The sequence below is a fragment of the Streptomyces sp. ADI95-16 genome (assembly GCF_003721495.1).
Taxonomy (GTDB): domain Bacteria; phylum Actinomycetota; class Actinomycetes; order Streptomycetales; family Streptomycetaceae; genus Streptomyces; species Streptomyces goshikiensis.
In genome coordinates this window covers 2,663,327-2,680,460 of the sequence record NZ_CP033581.1, presented here as the reverse complement: position 1 = coordinate 2,680,460, position 17,134 = coordinate 2,663,327, and the positions used below count along the sequence as shown (strand labels likewise).

The window sequence follows — 17,134 nt, the reverse complement described above, 5'->3', positions numbered from 1 at the left end:
TGCAGTCATCCCGCGCGCCGGATTTCTCATACCTTCATAGCGTTGGCTCCATGAAGCACTCACCGCGTCTTTGGACGGTACTCAGCTGCTCCCTGCTGGTCGCGTCCCTCGGGGCCGGCGCCACCGCATGCGGGTCGTCCGCCGACAACCCGCTGTCCGCCCGCCCGTACGACGCGGGCGATCACGTCGCTTTCAATCAGGTGGCCGGCAGCCGCCCCGTGGACCACACCCGGCCCCTGGAGATCACCGCCAAGAGCGGTGGCGGCCGGATCACCGACGTCACCGCCGTGGACACCCACGGCCGGCGCCTCGCGGGCGAACTGTCCGCCACCGGGGACCGCTGGCACAGCACCGTCCCGATGGCCGCGGGCGTCCGCTACAACGTCATCGTGGGCACGGAGGACGAACGCGGGGCCCCGGGGCAGCGCACGATGACGTTCGACACCACCCCGGCCAAGGGGGTCCTCAAGGTCGAATTCGGCCCGGAGGAGGGCAAATACGGCGTCGGACAGCCCCTCACCGCCGAGCTCAGCGAACCCGTCAAGGACAAGGCCGCCCGCGCCATCGTCGAACGGGGCCTGGTCGTCGACATGCCGTCCGGCGTCGTCGGCAACTGGTACTGGGTGGACGACAAGACGCTGCACTTCCGCCCGAAGGATTACTGGCCCGCCCACAGCACCGTCTCCGTACGGAGCAATCTGGAGGGCATCAAGGTCACCGACGAGCTCTACGGCGTCGCGTCCAAGCCGCTGACGCTGGAGATCGGCGACCGCGTCGAGGTCACCACGGACGCCTCCTCGCACTACCTGGAGTTCAAGCGCAACGGAGAAGTGATCAACACCATTCCGGTGACCACCGGAAAGCCCGGCTTCTCCACCCGCAACGGCATCAAGGTGGTGCTCGGCAAGCAGTACTTCGTCCAGATGCGCGGCGACACCGTCGGCATCGGGGGCAGCGAGTACTACAACCTGCCGGTGTACTACGCCACACGGGTGACATGGAGCGGTGAATACGTGCACGCCGCGCCGTGGTCCGTCGGCTCCCAGGGCTACGAGAACGTCAGCCACGGCTGCACCGGCATGAGCACCGGCAACGCCGCCTGGTTCTACGAGAACATCACCGAGGGCGACATCGTCAAGGTGATCAACAGCATCGGCGACGACATGGACAACTTCGGCAACGGCTACGGGGACTGGAACCTCGACTGGAAGGACTGGCGCGAGGGCAGCGTGCTCCTCAAGGGCACCGAGGAAGGCCGCACCCCGACGGACCAGGCGCGCCTGCGCCCGCAGGTCTGAGCCCCGCCCCAGGGCCCCCAGGACGGCCGCGGGGCCGCCCCGGGGGCCCCGGGGCGGGCGCGGCGGACACCGGTGCACGGGCGCCCCACGGCCTCACGGGCCCCGTGCACCGCGCCGTCCCCGGCCGTCCGCCTCAGGCGGCGGACGAGGACAGCCGCGCCCGCAGCAGCCCCGCCAGGGCCCGCGCGAAGTCCACCGGGTCCACCGGAAGGGTCACCGCGGCGTCCGCACGGCTCCAGGTGGCCAGCCAGGCGTCCTGCGGGCGCCCCATCAGCAGCAGCACCGGCGGGCAGCGGAAGATCTCGTCCTTGATCTGACGGCACACGCCCATGCCCCCGGCCGGGGCCGCCTCGCCGTCCAACACGCAGACGTCGACACCGCCCGCGTCCAGTTCGCTCAGGACCGCCGGAAGCGTCGCGCACTCCACGAACTCCACCGGCGGCAGGTCCGCCGCCGGCCTGCGCCCGGTCGCCAGCCGCACCTGCTCCCGGGTACCCGCGTCGTCGCTGTAGACCAGAACCCGCGCAGTCGCCCGCATTTCGTCCTCCACGTGTCACGTGAATCACGTTGATGTTGCGCGGGATGCTACTCCGTCCGACCCGGTGTCAACATCGCTTCGGACAGCCTCGCGACCGACGATCTGATGGGCCGTTCGGGCCTTGCACACGCCCTGGACACTCCGAACGGCACCCCCCGGGGTGAGGGCGGGATAAGCGACCGACATAATGTCGGTCGTGGCGACAGCAACGACAGTAGATACCGGGCACGCGCACCCGACGGTCAACCGGCCGAACCTCGTCAGCGTCGGAACCATCATCTGGTTGAGTTCCGAGCTGATGTTCTTCGCGGCCCTCTTCGCGATGTACTTCACCCTGCGATCCGTGACGGGTGCCGAGTACTGGACAGAACAGGCTTCGGCCTTGAATCTGCCCTTCTCGGCGACGAACACAACGATCCTGGTGCTCTCCTCGCTCACCTGCCAGCTCGGCGTTTTCGCCGCCGAGCGCGGTGACGTGAAGAAGCTCCGGACGTGGTTCATCATCACGTTCGTCATGGGTGCGATCTTCATTGGCGGCCAGGTGTTCGAGTACACCGAGCTGGTCAAGCACGAGGGCATGAGCCTCTCGTCCGGTCCGTACGGCTCTGTGTTCTACCTGACCACCGGGTTCCACGGGCTGCACGTGACGGGCGGTCTCATCGCCTTCCTGCTGGTCCTCGGCCGGACGTACGCGGCCAAGAGGTTCACCCACGAACAGGCCACGTCGGCCATCGTCGTGTCCTACTACTGGCACTTCGTCGATGTCGTCTGGATCGGCCTCTTCGCCACGATCTACCTGATCAAGTAGCGAATACGTCACCGGGCCCGGCCCGGCACTCCATCCAGAAACACCGACGCAGAAGATCCTGACACCGGGGTAATCCGTGAAAAAGCTCTCCGCACGACGACGCCATCCGCTGGCGGCGGTCGTCGTTCTACTCTTCGCGCTGGCGGTCACTGGGGGGCTGTACGCCGCCTTCGCGCCCGCGGGCAATGCGCAGGCCGACGAAACCGCCCAGTCCCTCGCCATCGAGGAGGGCAAGAAGCTCTACGCCGTGGGTTGCGCAAGCTGCCACGGAACCGGCGGTCAGGGTTCCTCTGACGGCCCGAGCCTGGTCGGCGTCGGCGCTGCGGCGGTCGACTTCCAGGTGAGCACGGGCCGCATGCCCGCCCAGCAGCCCGGCGCCCAGGTGCCGAAGAAGCCCGTCATCTACACCCAGGCCGAGACGGACCAGCTGGCCGCGTACATCGCCTCCCTCGGCGCCGGCCCGAGCACGCCGACCGAGAAGCAGTACGACCCGGCGGGTGCCGACATCGCCAAGGGTGGTGAGCTGTTCCGCAACAACTGCGCGCAGTGCCACAACTTCACCGGCGAGGGCGGCGCGCTGACGAACGGCAAGTACGCCCCCAACCTCGAGGACGTCTCGCCGAAGCACATCTACGAGGCCATGCTCACCGGCCCGCAGAACATGCCCTCCTTCCCGGACAGCACCATGCCGGAGAAGCAGAAGAAGGACATCATCGCGTACCTCCAGAACGTCAACGGCGAGAAGGCGACCAGCCCCGGCGGCCTCAAGCTCGGTGGCCTCGGCCCCGTCTCCGAGGGTCTGTTCGGCTGGATCTTCGGTCTGGGTACGCTGATCGCTGTCGCCGTCTGGGTCGCGGCCCACACCGCTAAGGCCAAGAAGTCATGAGTAGCCAAGACATTCCCGAAGAGAAGCACCTGCCGAGCGAGCAGGGCGACGCGCACCACGGCGGTGTCGCGGTGGCGGACGACCCGTTCGCCGACCCGGGGCTGCCGGTCCACAAGCCGCGCATCCAGGACATCGACGAGCGGGCCGCGAAGCGCTCCGAGCGCACCGTGGCGATGCTTTTCACCCTGTCGATGCTCGCCACGATCGGCTTCATCGCCTCCTACGTGACCTTCCCGGTCGACAAGATCGTTTTCATCTTCCCCATCGGGAAGGTGAGCGCGCTCAACTTCGCCCTGGGCATGACCCTGGGCACGGCCCTCTTCTGCATCGGCGCGGGCGCGGTCCACTGGGCCCGCACCCTGATGTCCGACGTGGAGGTCGCCGACGAGCGCCACGCGATCGCGGCGCCCGCGGAGGTCAAGGCGAAGGTCCTCCAGGACTTCGCCGACGGTGCGAACGAGTCCGGCATCGGCCGTCGCCCGCTGATCCGCAACACGATGCTCGGCGCGCTGGCCCTGCTGCCGCTCTCCGCCGTCGTGATCCTGCGCGACCTGGGCCCGCTGCCCGAGGTCAAGCTCCGCAAGACGGTCTGGGCCAAGGGCAAGATGCTCATCAACCAGAACACGATGGAGCCGCTGCGTCCCGAGGACGTGCAGGTCGGGTCGCTGACCTTCGCCATGCCGGAAGGCCTGGAGGAGGACCAGCACGACTTCCAGGTCCAGATCGCCAAGGCCGCCCTGATGATCGTCCGTATCCAGCCGGAGAACATCAAGGACAAGAAGGAGCTGGAGTGGTCCCACGACGGGATCGTGGCCTACTCCAAGATCTGCACCCACGTCGGCTGCCCCATCAGCCTGTACGAGCAGCAGACGCACCACGTGCTCTGCCCGTGCCACCAGTCCACCTTCGACCTCTCCGACGGCGCCCGAGTCATCTTCGGCCCGGCTGGTCACGCGCTTCCGCAGCTGCGGATCGGCGTCAATGACGAAGGTTTCCTCGAGGCGCTCGGCGACTTCGAAGAGCCCGTCGGTCCTGCATTCTGGGAGCGCGGATGAGCACTGCCACTGACACCAAGGCACGCAAAGCGCCGGCCGGCGAACGCGTAGCTGACTGGGCGGACGGCCGCCTGGGCATCTACTCGCTCGCGAAGTCGAACATGCGCAAGATCTTCCCGGACCACTGGTCCTTCATGCTCGGTGAGATCTGCCTCTACAGCTTCATCATCATCATCCTCACGGGTGTGTACCTGACGCTGTTCTTCCACCCGAGCATGAACGAGGTCGTGTACCACGGCTCGTACGTGCCGATGCAGGGCGTCACGATGTCCGAGGCCTTCGCCTCGACCCTGGACATCAGCTTCGACGTCCGCGGCGGTCTGCTCATCCGGCAGATCCACCACTGGGCCGCGCTGATCTTCGTCGCGGCCATGCTCGTGCACATGATGCGCGTGTTCTTCACCGGCGCGTTCCGCAAGCCGCGTGAGGTCAACTGGGTCTTCGGCTTCCTGCTGCTGGTCCTCGGCATGTTCACCGGTTTCACCGGTTACTCGCTGCCGGACGACCTGCTCTCGGGCACCGGTGTCCGCTTCATGGAGGGCGCGATCCTGTCCGTGCCGATCGTCGGCACGTACCTGTCGTTCTTCCTCTTCGGCGGAGAGTTCCCCGGCGGCGACTTCGTCGCGCGGTTCTACTCGATCCACATCCTGCTGCTGCCCGGCATCATGATGGGCCTGCTGGTGGCCCACCTGATCCTGGTCTTCTACCACAAGCACACCCAGTTCGCGGGTCCCGGCAAGACGAACAACAACGTCGTCGGCATGCCGCTGCTGCCGGTCTACATGGCCAAGGCCGGAGGCTTCTTCTTCCTGGTCTTCGGTGTCATCGCGGCCGTCGCGGCGATCGCCTCGATCAACCCGATCTGGGCGCTGGGCCCGTACCGTCCGGACCACGTGTCCACCGGTGCGCAGCCCGACTGGTACATGGGCTTCTCCGAGGGCCTCATCCGTGCCATGCCCGGCTGGGAGATCAACCTCTGGGGCCACACGCTCGTCCTGGGCGTGTTCGTCCCGCTGGTGATCTTCCCGCTGATCCTGGCCGCGATCGCGGTGTACCCGTTCATCGAGTCCTGGGTCACCGGGGACAAGCGCGAGCACCACATCCTGGACCGCCCGCGCAACGTCCCGACCCGTACGGGCTTCGGTGTGGCATGGCTGACGTGGTACGTCATCCTGCTGATCGCCGGTGGAAACGACATGTTCGCGCAGTACTTCCACCTGTCGATCAACGCGATCACCTGGTTCGCCCGCATCGCGTTCTTCGTCGGTCCGGTCGTCGCCTTCGTCATCACCAAGCGGATCTGCCTCGGCCTCCAGCGCCGGGACCGGGACAAGGTGCTGCACGGTCGCGAGACCGGCATCATCAAGCGCCTGCCGCACGGTGAGTTCGTCGAGATCCACGAGCCGCTGTCGCAGGGCAAGCTGCACTCCCTCACCGCGCACGAGCAGTACGCGCCGGTCGAGATCGGCCCGACGGTCGACGAGAACGGTGTCGAGCGCAAGGTGAAGCTGACCGAGAAGCTGCGCGCCAAGCTCAGCAAGGGCTACTACGGGGAAGACAACTTCATCCCGAAGGCCACGGTCGAGGAGTACAAGGAGATCCAGAGCGGCCACGGCCACCACTGATCCCCCGCACCATCGCATGAGGGACTGATTCCGGTCGGTCCTGGTGTCGCCACGGCGAGAGCCCCGTCCAGTGTCCGGACGGGGCTCTCTGCCGTCCCGGGGGCTGGATAGGCTTGCCCCCTTCCCCTTTCCACGTGGACCCTCAGGAGCGGACCATGAACGTTGTGACCCCGGCAGGCGGCGACAGCGTGGCGGCCCGCGGCTGGCCGGGCCTCCTCGACGCCCTGCTGACCGGCCACGACCTCGGCGCGGAAGACACGGCGTGGGCCATGGACCGGATCATGCGCGGGGAGGCCACCGACGCCCAGATCGCGGGCTTCGTGGTCGCGCTCCGCGCCAAGGGCGAGACCGTCGAGGAGATCAGCGGCCTCGTCGGGAGCATGTACGAACACGCCAACCTGATCGAGGTGCCGGGCCGGACGGTGGACATCGTCGGCACCGGCGGCGACGGGGCCAAGACGGTGAACATCTCCACGATGTCGGCGATCGTCGTGGCCGGTACGGGCGCCAAGGTGGTCAAGCACGGCAACCGGGCCGCGTCCTCCGCGAGCGGGTCCTCGGACGTCCTGGAGAAGCTCGGCGTCAACCTGGACCTGACCCCCGCCCGGGTGGTGGAGGTCGCGGCGGAGGCGGGCATCACCTTCTGCTTCGCCGTGAAGTTCCACCCGGCGCTGCGGCACGTGGCCGCCGCCCGCAAGGAGCTGGGCATCCGGACCCTGTTCAACTTCCTCGGCCCGCTCACCAACCCGGCGCGGGTACGGGCCCAGGCGACCGGGGTGGCCGACCCGCGGGTCGCGCCCATCGTGGCGGGCGTGCTCGCCGAGCGGGGCTCCTCCGCGCTGGTCTTCCGCGGCGACGACGGCCTCGACGAGCTGACGACCACCGCCACCTCCCGGGTGTGGTGGGTGCGCGACGGAGCGGTGCGGGAGTGCCCGTTCGACCCGCGCGACGTGGGCATCGACCTGGTCGACGTCGCGGCGCTGCGGGGCGCGGACGCCTCGTACAACGCGGACGTCGCGCGCCGGCTGCTGGCCGGGGAGACGGGCGCCGTGCGCGACGCGGTGCTGCTGAACTCGGCGGCGGCGCTGGTGGCGCTGGACCCGGGAACGGCCTCGCTGGAGGAGCAGATCGCCGCCGGGATCGCCCGTGCGGCCGAGTCCATCGACTCGGGTGCGGCGCGGGCCGCGCTGGAGCGCTGGGTGGCGGCGAGCAACGCGTAGCGGCGCCCGGCGGGAGCCCGTGAGGCCGCCTGCGGCCGAGCGGTGCGAGAACGGCGTGAAAGAGCAGACCCCGGTCCACGATGCGGACCGGGGTCTTGCGCGCGGGAGATCTTGTGGCAGGATGCTGAACAGGTCACGAGTGACAGCGTTTAGGCCCCGGCTTGCTGTCCGGCAACCCTCCTTCCGTGGCGGGGTGCCCCGGGTGATGACCAGGTCGTAGGCAGCAAGGCCTACGGCAAGCGCGGATCCCTCGACACCAGGGGTCCTGGTCTTTCGAGGAGCTTTTTCCGTGAGCAAGCGAATGCGATAGGGCGACTCCGCCCCTTCTTCACCCCTCGGAACAGGGTCACTTCCGTGTACCCCCGTTCATTCCGAGGCACTTCCCGTACCCGGACGGCCGCTGGGCCGTACCCGCGTGCGGGCACCGAAGCCATTCACCTCTGCCCCGCCGGGAGATTCCGCCATGTCCGCATCCCTGAACACCGCCTGCGCCCCCACCGCGACCACCGCCGCCGCCACGGCTGCCGCCACCGCCCCGCCGCTCGCCGTCCTCGGCCGTGACGTCACCGTCCCGCTCGTCACCGGCGGCGAGGTCAGCTACGCCGCCCTCGACTACGCGGCCAGCGCCCCGGCGCTCCAGCGGGTCTGGGACGACGTGGCCGCGTACGCCCCGTACTACGGCAGCGTGCACCGGGGCGCGGGCTACCTCTCCCAGCTGTCCACGGACCTCTTCGAGCAGAGCCGGGTCACCGTCGCCGAGTTCCTCGACTGCCGCCCCTCCGATCAGGTGGTGTTCACCCGCTCCACCACCGACTCGCTGAACCTGCTCGCCGCCGTCCTGCCGGCCGACTGCCAGGTCTTCGTCTTCGAGACCGAGCACCACGCCTCGCTGCTGCCGTGGACGAACGCCCGGGTCACCTACCTCAACGCGCCGCGCACCCTGGCCGAGGCCGTCGCGACGCTGGAGCGGGCGCTCGCCGGCCGCGATCCCCACGGTCCGGCGCTGGTCTGTGTGACCGGCGCGTCCAACGTCACCGGTGAGCTGTGGCCGGTCAAGGAGCTCGCCGCCGCCGCGCACGCCCACGGCGCCCGGATCGTGCTCGACGCCGCCCAGCTGGCCCCGCACCACCCCGTCTCGGTGCGGGAGCTGGACGTGGACTGGGTCGCCTTCTCGGGGCACAAGCTGTACGCGCCGTTCGGCTCGGGCGTGCTGGCCGGCCGGGCGGACTGGCTCCAGGAGGCCGAGCCCTACCTCGCGGGCGGCGGCGCCTCGCGCAAGGTGGCCCGGCGCGAGGACGGCGGCGTGGAGGTCGAGTGGCACACCACGGCCGCCCGCCACGAGGCCGGCTCCCCGAACGTCATCGGCGTCTACTCCATCGCCTCCGCCTGCCGCGCGCTGACCGAGGCCGGGTTCGAGGACCTCGTCGAGCGGGAGCGCCACCTGATCGCGAAGGTCCGCGAGGGCCTGGCGGAGGTCCCGGCGGTCCGCGTGCTGTCCCTCTTCGGGGACGACGCGCCGCGCGTCGGAGTCATCTCGTTCGTGGTGGACGGCTGGAACAGCTCCCACTTCGCCGCCGCGCTGTCCGCGGAGTACGGGATCGGCGTCCGGGACGGCCTGTTCTGCGCCCACCCGCTGGTGCGCACCCTGCTCGGCAGCGAGCCGCAGGCCCAGGGCGAGTGCGGGGCCCCCGAGGCGGCCCCGGGCGAGCGCTCCCTGAACGCCATCCGGGTCAGCTTCGGCGCCGGCACCCCCGACGAGCACGTCGAGCGCTTCGTCCGCGCGGTGGGGGAGCTCGTCGCGGACGGCGCCAAGTGGCAGTACCGCACGGAAGAGGGCCGCTGCGTACCGGCCGTCTGACACCGCCGTCCGACACCGCCGTCCGACACCCGGCCCGGCGGAGGGCTACGCGTCGAGGCCGATGGCGAAGGCCGCTTCCAGGTCGTGCTGGGAGTACGTACGGAACGCCACGTGGGTGTCCGTGGCCTCGACGCCCGGGATCTTGCTGATGCGGCCGGGGATGATGTCCGCCAGGTTCTCGTGGCGGGCCACGCGGACCAGGGCGATCAGGTCGTACGTGCCGGTGACGGAGTAGACCTCGCTGACGCTGTCCAGCGCGGCGATGGCCTCGGCGATCTCGGGGATGCGGTCCACGCTGGTCTTGATGAGCACGATCGCGGTGATCACGGTTGGCTGTCTCCCTCGCTGGCCGTCGCTGGACGCCTCACTCTAGTCGTACGCCGGTATCGCACCCACGCGTAGAGGAAGCCCAGCGAGAAGCCCACCAGGTGGGCGAGGTAGGCCACCCCGGGGCCGCTCTCCGCGCGGTGCGCCGCCAGCCACTGGAGGGCGAACCAGAACAGCAGTACGAGCCACGCCGGGAACCGGAGGGGGAGGAAGAGCAGGAAGGGGAACAGGCTCGTCACCCGCGCCCGCGGGAACAGGCACAGGAACGCCCCCAGCACCGCCGAGATCGCCCCGGACGCCCCGACGAGGGTCTGGTCCGAGGAGGCGTTGGCCGCCGCGTACGCCGCGAGGGCGAGGTAGCCCGTACAGATGGTGAAGCAGAGGAACTCCGGTCGGCCCATCCGCTCCTCCGTCATCGCGCCGAAGACGTAGAGGAACAGCATGTTCCCGAGCAGGTGCAGCCAGCTGCCGTGGACGAGCAGCGCGGTCAGCGGGGTCAGCAGGGCTCGCGGCGATCCCCCGAAGAGCTCCTGCGGGACCACGCCCCAGTGCCGGAAGTAGGCCGTGCCCGTCGCCAGCAGCCGGTCACCCGTCCCGTACGAGGGGTTCAGGCCCGAGGCCGGGCCGATCAGGAACACCACGCAGCAGCCCGCGATGAGGGCGTGGGTGATCACCGGGCCCCGCGCGGCCTCGCGGACGGCCCGCCACCTTACGATCATGCGACCGAGCATGACGCAACCGGACCCACCCGGAGCGGTGGCAGGCCGTAGGGTTACGAGCTGCGTGCGCGGACACCTGCGCGGACGGGCCGGGCGACGGCTTTAATTGAATGAGCTACGAAGGAGAGAGCGGCCTGATGACGGTTCCCCTGCCGACCGACACCACCCGGTGGCGCTGCACCCTGTGCGGCAACCTCACGCGGTTCGATGTCACCCGTTCGTCGAAGGTCGTCGAGTACGTTCACCTCGACCTGGCCGGGGAGCCCAAGGTCGAGGAGCGCGAGGTGGTCAATGAGACCATCGAGTCGGTGCGCTGCCGCTGGTGCAACGCGGTGGACCAGATCGAGCTCGTCGACAGGCCGGGCGCGGACTCCTGAAGGAGCCGGGCCCACAGTAGATCACGCTAGGGGTGACGGATCGTGGAGCCAGAAAGCGGCGCTGAGCCGGCCGACGCGGCCGGCGACCGCGCCGACGCGCTCGACCGCCCGCTGCCCGAAGGCGTGCGGCGCCGGGTCGTCGCGCTCGTCTCGGACGCCTTCGGCGCGCTGACGGTCGGGGACCTCCCGGCGCAGCTGCGCCAGTACGCCCGCTTCACCCCGACCCGGCGCGCCAAGTTCGCCGGCAACGCGATGGCGGCGGCCGTGGAGAGCGACGCCGTCTTCCGGGGCCGCGTCGCCGAGAAGCTCCGCGAGGCGCAGGCCGAGCTGGCCGCCGCGCTGGAGTCCGGCGCTCCGCCCGCCGCCGCCGATCCGCTGGACGTGGCGGCCGCGGCGTACGTGCTGCGGCCGGCCGGCTGGGTCAAGCTGGTGGCCGCCGCGGGCGAGGAGGCCCAGCGGGCCGACGCCGAGCGGGCCGACGAGGAGAGCCGGCGCGAACTGGACCGGCTCCGCGAGGAGCTGGCCCACGTACGGGAACTGCAGCGCACCGGCGGTGAGCAGGTGCGCGGCGAGCTGGATGCTGCCCGCAAGGAAGCGGAATCGCTTCAGCGCAAATTGCGCAGCGCCCTCAGTGACGTCAAGCGGGGCGAGGCCGCGCTCCGCAAGGTCACGGCCGAGATCGACGGCTTCCGCGCGGAGGCCGCCGCGCAGGTGGCGTCGGCCGAGAGCGAGAGCCGGCGGCTCAAGTCCCGGCTGGCGGAGGTGGAGACGGCGCTGGAGACCTCCCGCCGGGCCACCCGCGAGGGGCGCAGCATCGAGGACATGCGGCTGCGGCTGCTGCTGGACACGGTGCTCGACGCGGCCGCCGGGCTGCGCCGCGAGCTGGCGCTGCCGCCGGTGTCGACGCGGCCCGCGGACACGGTGGACGCGGTGGAGCCGGGCCGGATGACCCCGAAGGACATCGCGGCGCGTGCCCTGTCGGAGACCGATCCGGCGCTGCTGGACCAGCTGTTGGCGCTGCCCCAGGCGCATCTGGTGGTCGACGGCTACAACGTGACGAAGACGGGCTATCCGACGATGCCGCTGGAGAAGCAGCGGCTGCGGCTGCTGGGCGGGCTGTCGATGCTGGCCGCGCAGACGGGCGCGGAGATGACCTGTGTCTTCGACGGGGCGGAACTGGCGGCCCCGGTGCTGCTCGCGCCGCCGCGCGGGGTGCGGGTGCTGTTCTCCAAGGCCGGGGTGACGGCGGACGAGCTGATCCGCCAGTTGGTGCGCGCCGAGCCGGCGGGCCGGCCGGTGGTGGTGGTCTCCACGGACCGCGAGGTCGCCGACGGGGTGGCGAAGGCGGGGGCCCGGCCCGTGACGTCCGCTTTGTTGCTGAAGCGGCTTTCGCGAGTTTCGTAACTGCTGGGCTCAATGCCGGAATTGGCCCCACCTGTGGGGGACGTACCGTCAAGTGCCTTGCACAGAGCGTGCTCTGTAGGTAAAGAAGCTGGTCGGGGACCGAGTTTTTGCTCACCAGGATTTGAACTGATCACAGCCTGGTCACTAGGGTCTGGTCAAACCTTCGTACGGTAGGTCACTCATTCGGAGTGTCGGCGGAGGTGCTGCCGAGCGCGCCCGGTTCCGCGCGCCGCTCGGCGGTCAGAGGAAGAAGGAGCTCGCCTTCGTGGCGTCCCACCGTCGACCCAAGCAGCCGAACCGCGCCCGCGTGACCGTCCTCACCGCCACGGCGGCAGCGGCGGTCGTCCTCTCCGCCCAGGGCGCCAGCGCCGCCCCGGCGAAGCCGAGCAAGGACGAGGTCAAGGCCCAGGTCGACGCGCTCTACGAAGAGGCGGAGCAGGCCACCGAGAAGTTCAACGGGGCCAAGGAGCGCCAGGAGAAGCTCGAAAAGGAGATCGGGCAGCTCCAGGACCAGGTCGCCCGCGGCCAGGACGAGCTCAACGAGCTGCGCAACACGCTCGGTTCGATGGCGAGCGCCCAGTACCGCAGCGGCGGCGTCGACCAGTCCATCGCCCTCTTCCTCTCCGCGGACCCGGACGACTACCTCGACAAGGCCTCCACGCTCGACCAGTTGAGCGACAAGCAGGTCGAATCGGTCACGAAGATCCAGGCCAAGCAGCGCAGCCTCGCGCAGCAGCGCCAGGAGGCCTCCGGCAAGCTCGCCGACCTCGACGCCACCCGCAAGGAGCTCGGCGAGAAGAAGAAGGCCTCGGCGGACAAGCTCGCGGAGGCCCAGGCCCTCCTCAACACCCTGACGGCGCAGGAGCGCGCGCAGCTCAAGGACGACGAGGCCAAGTCCAGCCGCGCCAGCCGCAGCGAGGGCGAACGCACCCCCGACCTCGGCGACGTGAAGCCCTCCGGCCGCGCGGGCGCCGCGCTCGCCGCCGCCAAGACCAAGCTGGGCAGCGCGTACATCTCCGGCTACGAGGGCCCCACCGCCTTCGACTGCTCCGGGCTCACCCAGTGGGCGTACAAGCAGGCCGGCGTCAACATCAGCCGCACCACCTTCACCCAGGTGAACGACGGCACGCGCATCGGCCGCAGCCAGCTCCAGCCGGGCGACCTGGTGTTCTTCTACGGAGACCTGCACCACGTCGGCCTGTACGCGGGCAACAATATGACGCTGCACGCCTCGAACCCGCGCGGCGGCGTCAAGTACGAGTCGATCGACAACATGCCGTTCCAGTTCGGCGTCCGCATCGGCTGACCGTCCGCACCGGCTGACCGTCCGCACGGACCGAGTGCCGGGGGCCCGCCGTACACCGCCCATCCGGGCGAATTGCGAGGCCCCGCCCTGACCACACGCCCCGCCGGTGACCTGCGTCTCCGGCGGGGCGTCGTCGTGCGTGCCCCGCGGCGGTCGTTGGCCGGTGCGTGACCGCGCCGCTACTGTCTGCCAGCGCGGAGACCCGGCACACGGCCGTCCACGGAGGGCGGACCCGGGCCGCGCACAGCGGAAGGGAGCGGTTTCACGTGGCGTCCCATCGCCGGCCCGGCCACAGCGGCCTCACCGGCCTCGACCGGAACACGAAGCTCACCGCCTTCACCGCAGCGGCGGCCACCGCCGCGGCCTGCGCCGCCGTCGCCATGGCCGGCACGTCCGCCAGCGCGGCCCCCGGTCTCCCGCACGACCCCCCGGCGGGCGCCCACGCCCAGGTCGACCGGCTCTTCGAAGAGGCCGAGCAGGCCACCGAACGCTTCAACCGGGCGGGGGAGCGGGCCGACAGGCTCCGCGCCGAGATCAGCCGGGCCCAGGACGCGGTGGCCCGCGGCCAGGACCGCATCAACACCATGCGGGGCCTCCTCGGCCACTTCGCGGGGGCCCAGTACCGCTCCGGCGGCATCGACCCCGCCGTCGAGCTGATGCTGTCGGAGAACCCCGACGACTACCTGGAAGGGGCCGCCGCCCTGGAGCGGCTGACGGGCAGCCAGGCCCGCCGGCTCGACGCCCTGCGCGAGGAGCAGCGCCGGCTCGGCCGGCAGCGCCACGAGGCCTCCCGCAAACTCGCCGAACTGGAGGCCCTGCGCACCGAGGCGGCCCGCGACAAGCGCGCCATCACGGCGAAGCTCGCCGCCGCCCGCCGGCTCCTGAGCGCCATGCCCGCACCGGAACGCGCCGACTTCGAGCGCTCCTCGCGCTCCGACGGCCGCTCCGAGGCGCTGCCCGACCTGCCCTCCTTCGGCCCCTCCTCCGGGCGCGCCGCGGCCGCCGTGATGGCCGCCCGGTCCGCGGTGGGCCGCCCGTACGTATGGGGTGCCACCGGCCCGTCCGGGTTCGACTGCTCCGGGCTGATGGTGTGGTCCTACCGGCACGCCGGCGTCGCCCTGCCGCGCACCTCGCAGGCCCAGCGGCACGCCGGACGGCGGGTCCCGCTCTCGCAGGCGCGCCCGGGCGACCTGGTCACGTACCGCTCGGACGCCAGCCACGTCGCCATGTACGTGGGCAACGGCCAGGTCGTGCACGCCCCGTACCCCGGGGCCCGGGTGCGGTACGACCCGGTCGGCATGATGCCGGTCTCCGCGGTGACGCGGCCCTAGGCTCCGGGGCCGCGGGCCGGCGATCGCGGGCCTGCGTACGATCGGCGGATGCCCCTCGCCCGCCGTGCCGTGCTCCGCGCCCTGCCGCTGCCGCTGCTGCTGTGGGCGCCGCTCGCCGCGTGCGGGGCGCCCGCCGGTACGGGCGACGCGGCGGAGGACGAGATCCGCCGGGCGGTGGCCCGGTGGTCCGCGGCGCCGCCCGCCGGGCCGGCCGGGATCCCGCTGGAGGACTGGGCGTACGAGGTCACCTCGGTCCGGCGGGAGGGCGTACGGGCCTTCGCGCGGGCGGAGCTGCGCTACCGGCTCGCCGGATACGACACGGCCCCCGCGGGGTCGGCGCGCGAGGTGGAGCTGGTCCGGGACGGCGCGGCCTGGCGGGTCACCGGTGACCGGCCCGCGCCGGGCGCGCTCCCGCAGCCGTGGGACCAGGGGCCGGTGGCCGTGGCCCGCGGGGCGCACTCCCTGGTGCTCGGGGCCGGCGGGCAGGAGCGGAACCTGGCCGGGATCGCGGCCGAGGCCGACCGCGCGGTGGCGGCCGTCACCGCCGCCTGGCCGCAGCGGTGGGCCGGGCGGGTGGTCGTACTGGTCCCGGGCACGCTGGACGCCATGGCGGCGCTGCTCGGCCGCCCGGCCTCCGACTACCGGGGTCTGGGCGCCGTCACCACGGGCCGGGTGGGCGCCGGACCCGCCCCGGCCGACCGGGTGGTCGTCAACCCCGAGGGGTACGCGGAGCTCTCCGAGGAGGGCCGGCGGATCGTCCTGACCCACGAGACCACGCACGTCGCCACCCGCGCCGCGACCTCTGAGCGGACCCCGCTGTGGCTCTCCGAGGGCTTCGCGGACTGGGCGGCGTACCGGGGGACGGGACGGACGGCGGCCGAGGCCGCGCCCGAGCTGGCCCGGGCGGTCCGGCGCGGCGAGCTGCCGGGCGCGCTGCCCGCCGACGAGGCGTTCGGCTTCGGCGGGGATCCGGAGGCGCTGGCGCGCGCGTACGGGGGCGCGTGGCTGGCCTGCCGCCTGATCGCGGACCGATGGGGCGAGGCGGCCCTGGTCCGCCTGTACGGAAGGGCCGGCCGCGAGCCCCTGGCCACGGCCCTGCCCGGAACCCTGGCCCTCGACCCCGCCGGCCTCACCCGCGCCTGGCAGACGTACCTGACGGAGGAACTGAGGCCTTGAGGCCCTGTCGGCGGGGGGTCGGGTACTTTGGCTGGCGATGCACAAGACGCTGATCGTGACCAACGACTTTCCGCCGCGGCCCGGCGGCATCCAGGCCTTCCTCCACAACATGGCGCTGAGGCTGGATCCCGACCGGATCGTCGTCTACGCCTCCACCTGGAAGCACGGTGAGGAGGGCCGCGCGGCGACCGCCGCCTTCGATGCCGAGCAGCCGTTCCAGGTCGTCCGCGACCGTACGACGATGCTGCTGCCGACCCCGCGGGTGACCCGGCGGGCCGTCGGCCTGCTGCGCGAACACGGCTGCGAGTCGGTGTGGTTCGGGGCGGCCGCCCCGCTCGGGCTGATGGGCCCGGCGCTGCGCCGCGCGGGCGCGCGCCGGCTGGTCGCGACCACGCACGGGCACGAGGCGGGCTGGGCCCAGCTCCCGGCCGCGCGGCAGCTGCTGCGGCGGATCGGCGAGGGCACGGACACGCTGACGTACCTGGGCGAGTACACCCGCTCGCGGATCGCCTCGGCGGTGACCGACCGGGCGGCGGCGCGGATGACGCAGCTTCCGCCGGGGGTGGACGAGAAGACCTTCCACCCGGGCTCCGGCGGCGACGAGGTCCGGGCCCGGCTGGGCCTGGCCGACCGCCCGGTCGTGGTGTGCGTCTCGCGCCTGGTGCCCCGCAAGGGCCAGGACACCCTGATCGAGGCCATGCCCCGGATCCTCGCCAAGGTCCCGGACGCGGCGTTGCTCATCGTCGGCGGCGGCCCCTACGAGGCGGACCTGCGGGCCCTGGCCGAGTCCACCGGCGTCGCCCGGTCCGTGGTGTTCACGGGGGCGGTCCCGTGGGCGGAGCTCCCCGCCCACTACGGCGCGGGGGACGTCTTCGCGATGCCGTGCCGGACCCGGCGCGGCGGCCTGGACGTCGAGGGGCTCGGCATCGTCTACCTGGAGGCCTCGGCGACGGGCCTGCCGGTGGTCGCGGGCGACTCCGGCGGGGCGCCCGACGCGGTGCTCGACGGCGAGACGGGCTGGGTGGTGCGGGGCGGCTCCGCCGAGGACTCGGCCGACCGGATCGTCGCCCTCCTCCAGGACCCGGAGCTGCGCCGCCGGATGGGCGAGCGGGGCCGGGAGTGGGTCGAGGAGAAGTGGCGCTGGGACCTCCTGGCCGAGCGGCTGCGCGAGCTGCTCTGACCCGGGCGGCCCCCGGGGCCGCCACG

General features: G+C 71.5%; 16 protein-coding genes and 1 riboswitch. Of the genes, 13 read left to right on the top strand and 3 right to left on the bottom strand.

Annotated features, from left to right (window positions below):
- Window positions 1-50: 50 nt before the first annotated feature.
- Window positions 51-1,298 (top strand): Ig-like domain-containing protein, encoded by a 1,248-nt coding sequence (locus EES41_RS11675; protein ID WP_123077839.1) that lies wholly within the window; start codon window positions 51-53, stop codon window positions 1,296-1,298.
- Window positions 1,299-1,431: 133 nt separating this feature from the next.
- Here EES41_RS11675 and EES41_RS11670 read toward each other — a convergent pair whose 3' ends face one another.
- Window positions 1,432-1,836, bottom strand: coding sequence for a hypothetical protein (locus EES41_RS11670; protein WP_123077837.1), 405 nt, complete (start codon window positions 1,834-1,836; stop codon window positions 1,432-1,434).
- 187 nt (window positions 1,837-2,023) lie between these two features.
- On the opposite strand from EES41_RS11670, the gene EES41_RS11665 reads away from it, so the two are divergent.
- The 6 genes from EES41_RS11665 (at window position 2,024) to EES41_RS11640 (ending at window position 9,288) form a co-directional block, all read left to right on the top strand.
- Window positions 2,024-2,644 carry a heme-copper oxidase subunit III gene (locus EES41_RS11665; protein WP_008738823.1) on the top strand — a complete coding sequence of 207 codons (621 nt, stop codon included), beginning with the start codon at window positions 2,024-2,026 and terminating at the stop codon, window positions 2,642-2,644.
- A 76-nt stretch (window positions 2,645-2,720) separates the two neighbouring features.
- On the top strand, window positions 2,721-3,530 hold the full coding sequence (locus tag EES41_RS11660; protein ID WP_073780929.1) for a c-type cytochrome: 810 nt from the start codon (window positions 2,721-2,723) through the stop codon (window positions 3,528-3,530).
- The gene (locus EES41_RS11655; RefSeq protein WP_008738820.1) at window positions 3,527-4,585 is read left to right on the top strand and encodes a ubiquinol-cytochrome c reductase iron-sulfur subunit; all 1,059 of its coding nucleotides are present in this window, start codon (window positions 3,527-3,529) and stop codon (window positions 4,583-4,585) included. Before EES41_RS11660 ends, EES41_RS11655 begins: the two co-directional genes overlap by 4 nt.
- Window positions 4,582-6,210 carry a cytochrome bc complex cytochrome b subunit gene (locus tag EES41_RS11650; protein ID WP_123077835.1) on the top strand — a complete coding sequence of 543 codons (1,629 nt, stop codon included), beginning with the start codon at window positions 4,582-4,584 and terminating at the stop codon, window positions 6,208-6,210. Before EES41_RS11655 ends, EES41_RS11650 begins: the two co-directional genes overlap by 4 nt.
- 155 nt (window positions 6,211-6,365) lie before the next feature.
- A complete protein-coding gene (trpD, locus tag EES41_RS11645) occupies window positions 6,366-7,430 on the top strand; it encodes an anthranilate phosphoribosyltransferase (protein WP_123077833.1) in 1,065 nt (354 codons plus the stop codon).
- Between the two features lie 131 nt (window positions 7,431-7,561).
- Window positions 7,562-7,678, top strand: a riboswitch (SAM riboswitch).
- Between the two features lie 215 nt (window positions 7,679-7,893).
- Window positions 7,894-9,288: an aminotransferase class V-fold PLP-dependent enzyme gene (locus tag EES41_RS11640; protein ID WP_123077831.1), complete on the top strand. Its 1,395-nt coding sequence runs from the start codon at window positions 7,894-7,896 to the stop codon at window positions 9,286-9,288.
- A 45-nt stretch (window positions 9,289-9,333) separates the two neighbouring features.
- On the opposite strand, the gene EES41_RS11635 is transcribed toward EES41_RS11640, so the two are convergent.
- Entirely contained in the window at window positions 9,334-9,615 is a 282-nt protein-coding gene (locus EES41_RS11635) for an Lrp/AsnC ligand binding domain-containing protein (RefSeq protein ID WP_031148522.1), read from the bottom strand.
- Window positions 9,612-10,334, bottom strand: a complete 723-nt coding sequence (locus tag EES41_RS11630; protein WP_123082396.1) for a rhomboid family intramembrane serine protease — start codon at window positions 10,332-10,334, stop codon at window positions 9,612-9,614. The genes EES41_RS11635 and EES41_RS11630 overlap by 4 nt, the downstream gene beginning before the upstream one ends.
- 137 nt (window positions 10,335-10,471) lie before the next feature.
- On the opposite strand from EES41_RS11630, the gene EES41_RS11625 reads away from it, so the two are divergent.
- The 6 genes from EES41_RS11625 (at window position 10,472) to EES41_RS11600 (ending at window position 17,108) form a co-directional block, all read left to right on the top strand.
- Complete coding sequence (locus EES41_RS11625) at window positions 10,472-10,711, top strand: hypothetical protein (protein ID WP_008738811.1); 240 nt, start codon at window positions 10,472-10,474, stop codon at window positions 10,709-10,711.
- Window positions 10,712-10,750: 39 nt separating this feature from the next.
- Window positions 10,751-12,115 carry an NYN domain-containing protein gene (locus EES41_RS11620; protein WP_123077829.1) on the top strand — a complete coding sequence of 455 codons (1,365 nt, stop codon included), beginning with the start codon at window positions 10,751-10,753 and terminating at the stop codon, window positions 12,113-12,115.
- Window positions 12,116-12,380: 265 nt separating this feature from the next.
- Window positions 12,381-13,421: a C40 family peptidase gene (locus EES41_RS11615; RefSeq protein ID WP_008738808.1), complete on the top strand. Its 1,041-nt coding sequence runs from the start codon at window positions 12,381-12,383 to the stop codon at window positions 13,419-13,421.
- A gap of 266 nt (window positions 13,422-13,687) precedes the next feature.
- Entirely contained in the window at window positions 13,688-14,752 is a 1,065-nt protein-coding gene (locus EES41_RS11610; RefSeq protein WP_123077827.1) for an NlpC/P60 family protein, read from the top strand.
- 48 nt (window positions 14,753-14,800) lie between these two features.
- Window positions 14,801-15,928 (top strand): hypothetical protein, encoded by a 1,128-nt coding sequence (locus EES41_RS11605; protein WP_123077825.1) that lies wholly within the window; start codon window positions 14,801-14,803, stop codon window positions 15,926-15,928.
- Window positions 15,929-15,965: 37 nt separating this feature from the next.
- Entirely contained in the window at window positions 15,966-17,108 is a 1,143-nt protein-coding gene (locus EES41_RS11600) for a glycosyltransferase family 4 protein (protein ID WP_123077823.1), read from the top strand.
- Window positions 17,109-17,134 lie beyond the last annotated feature (26 nt).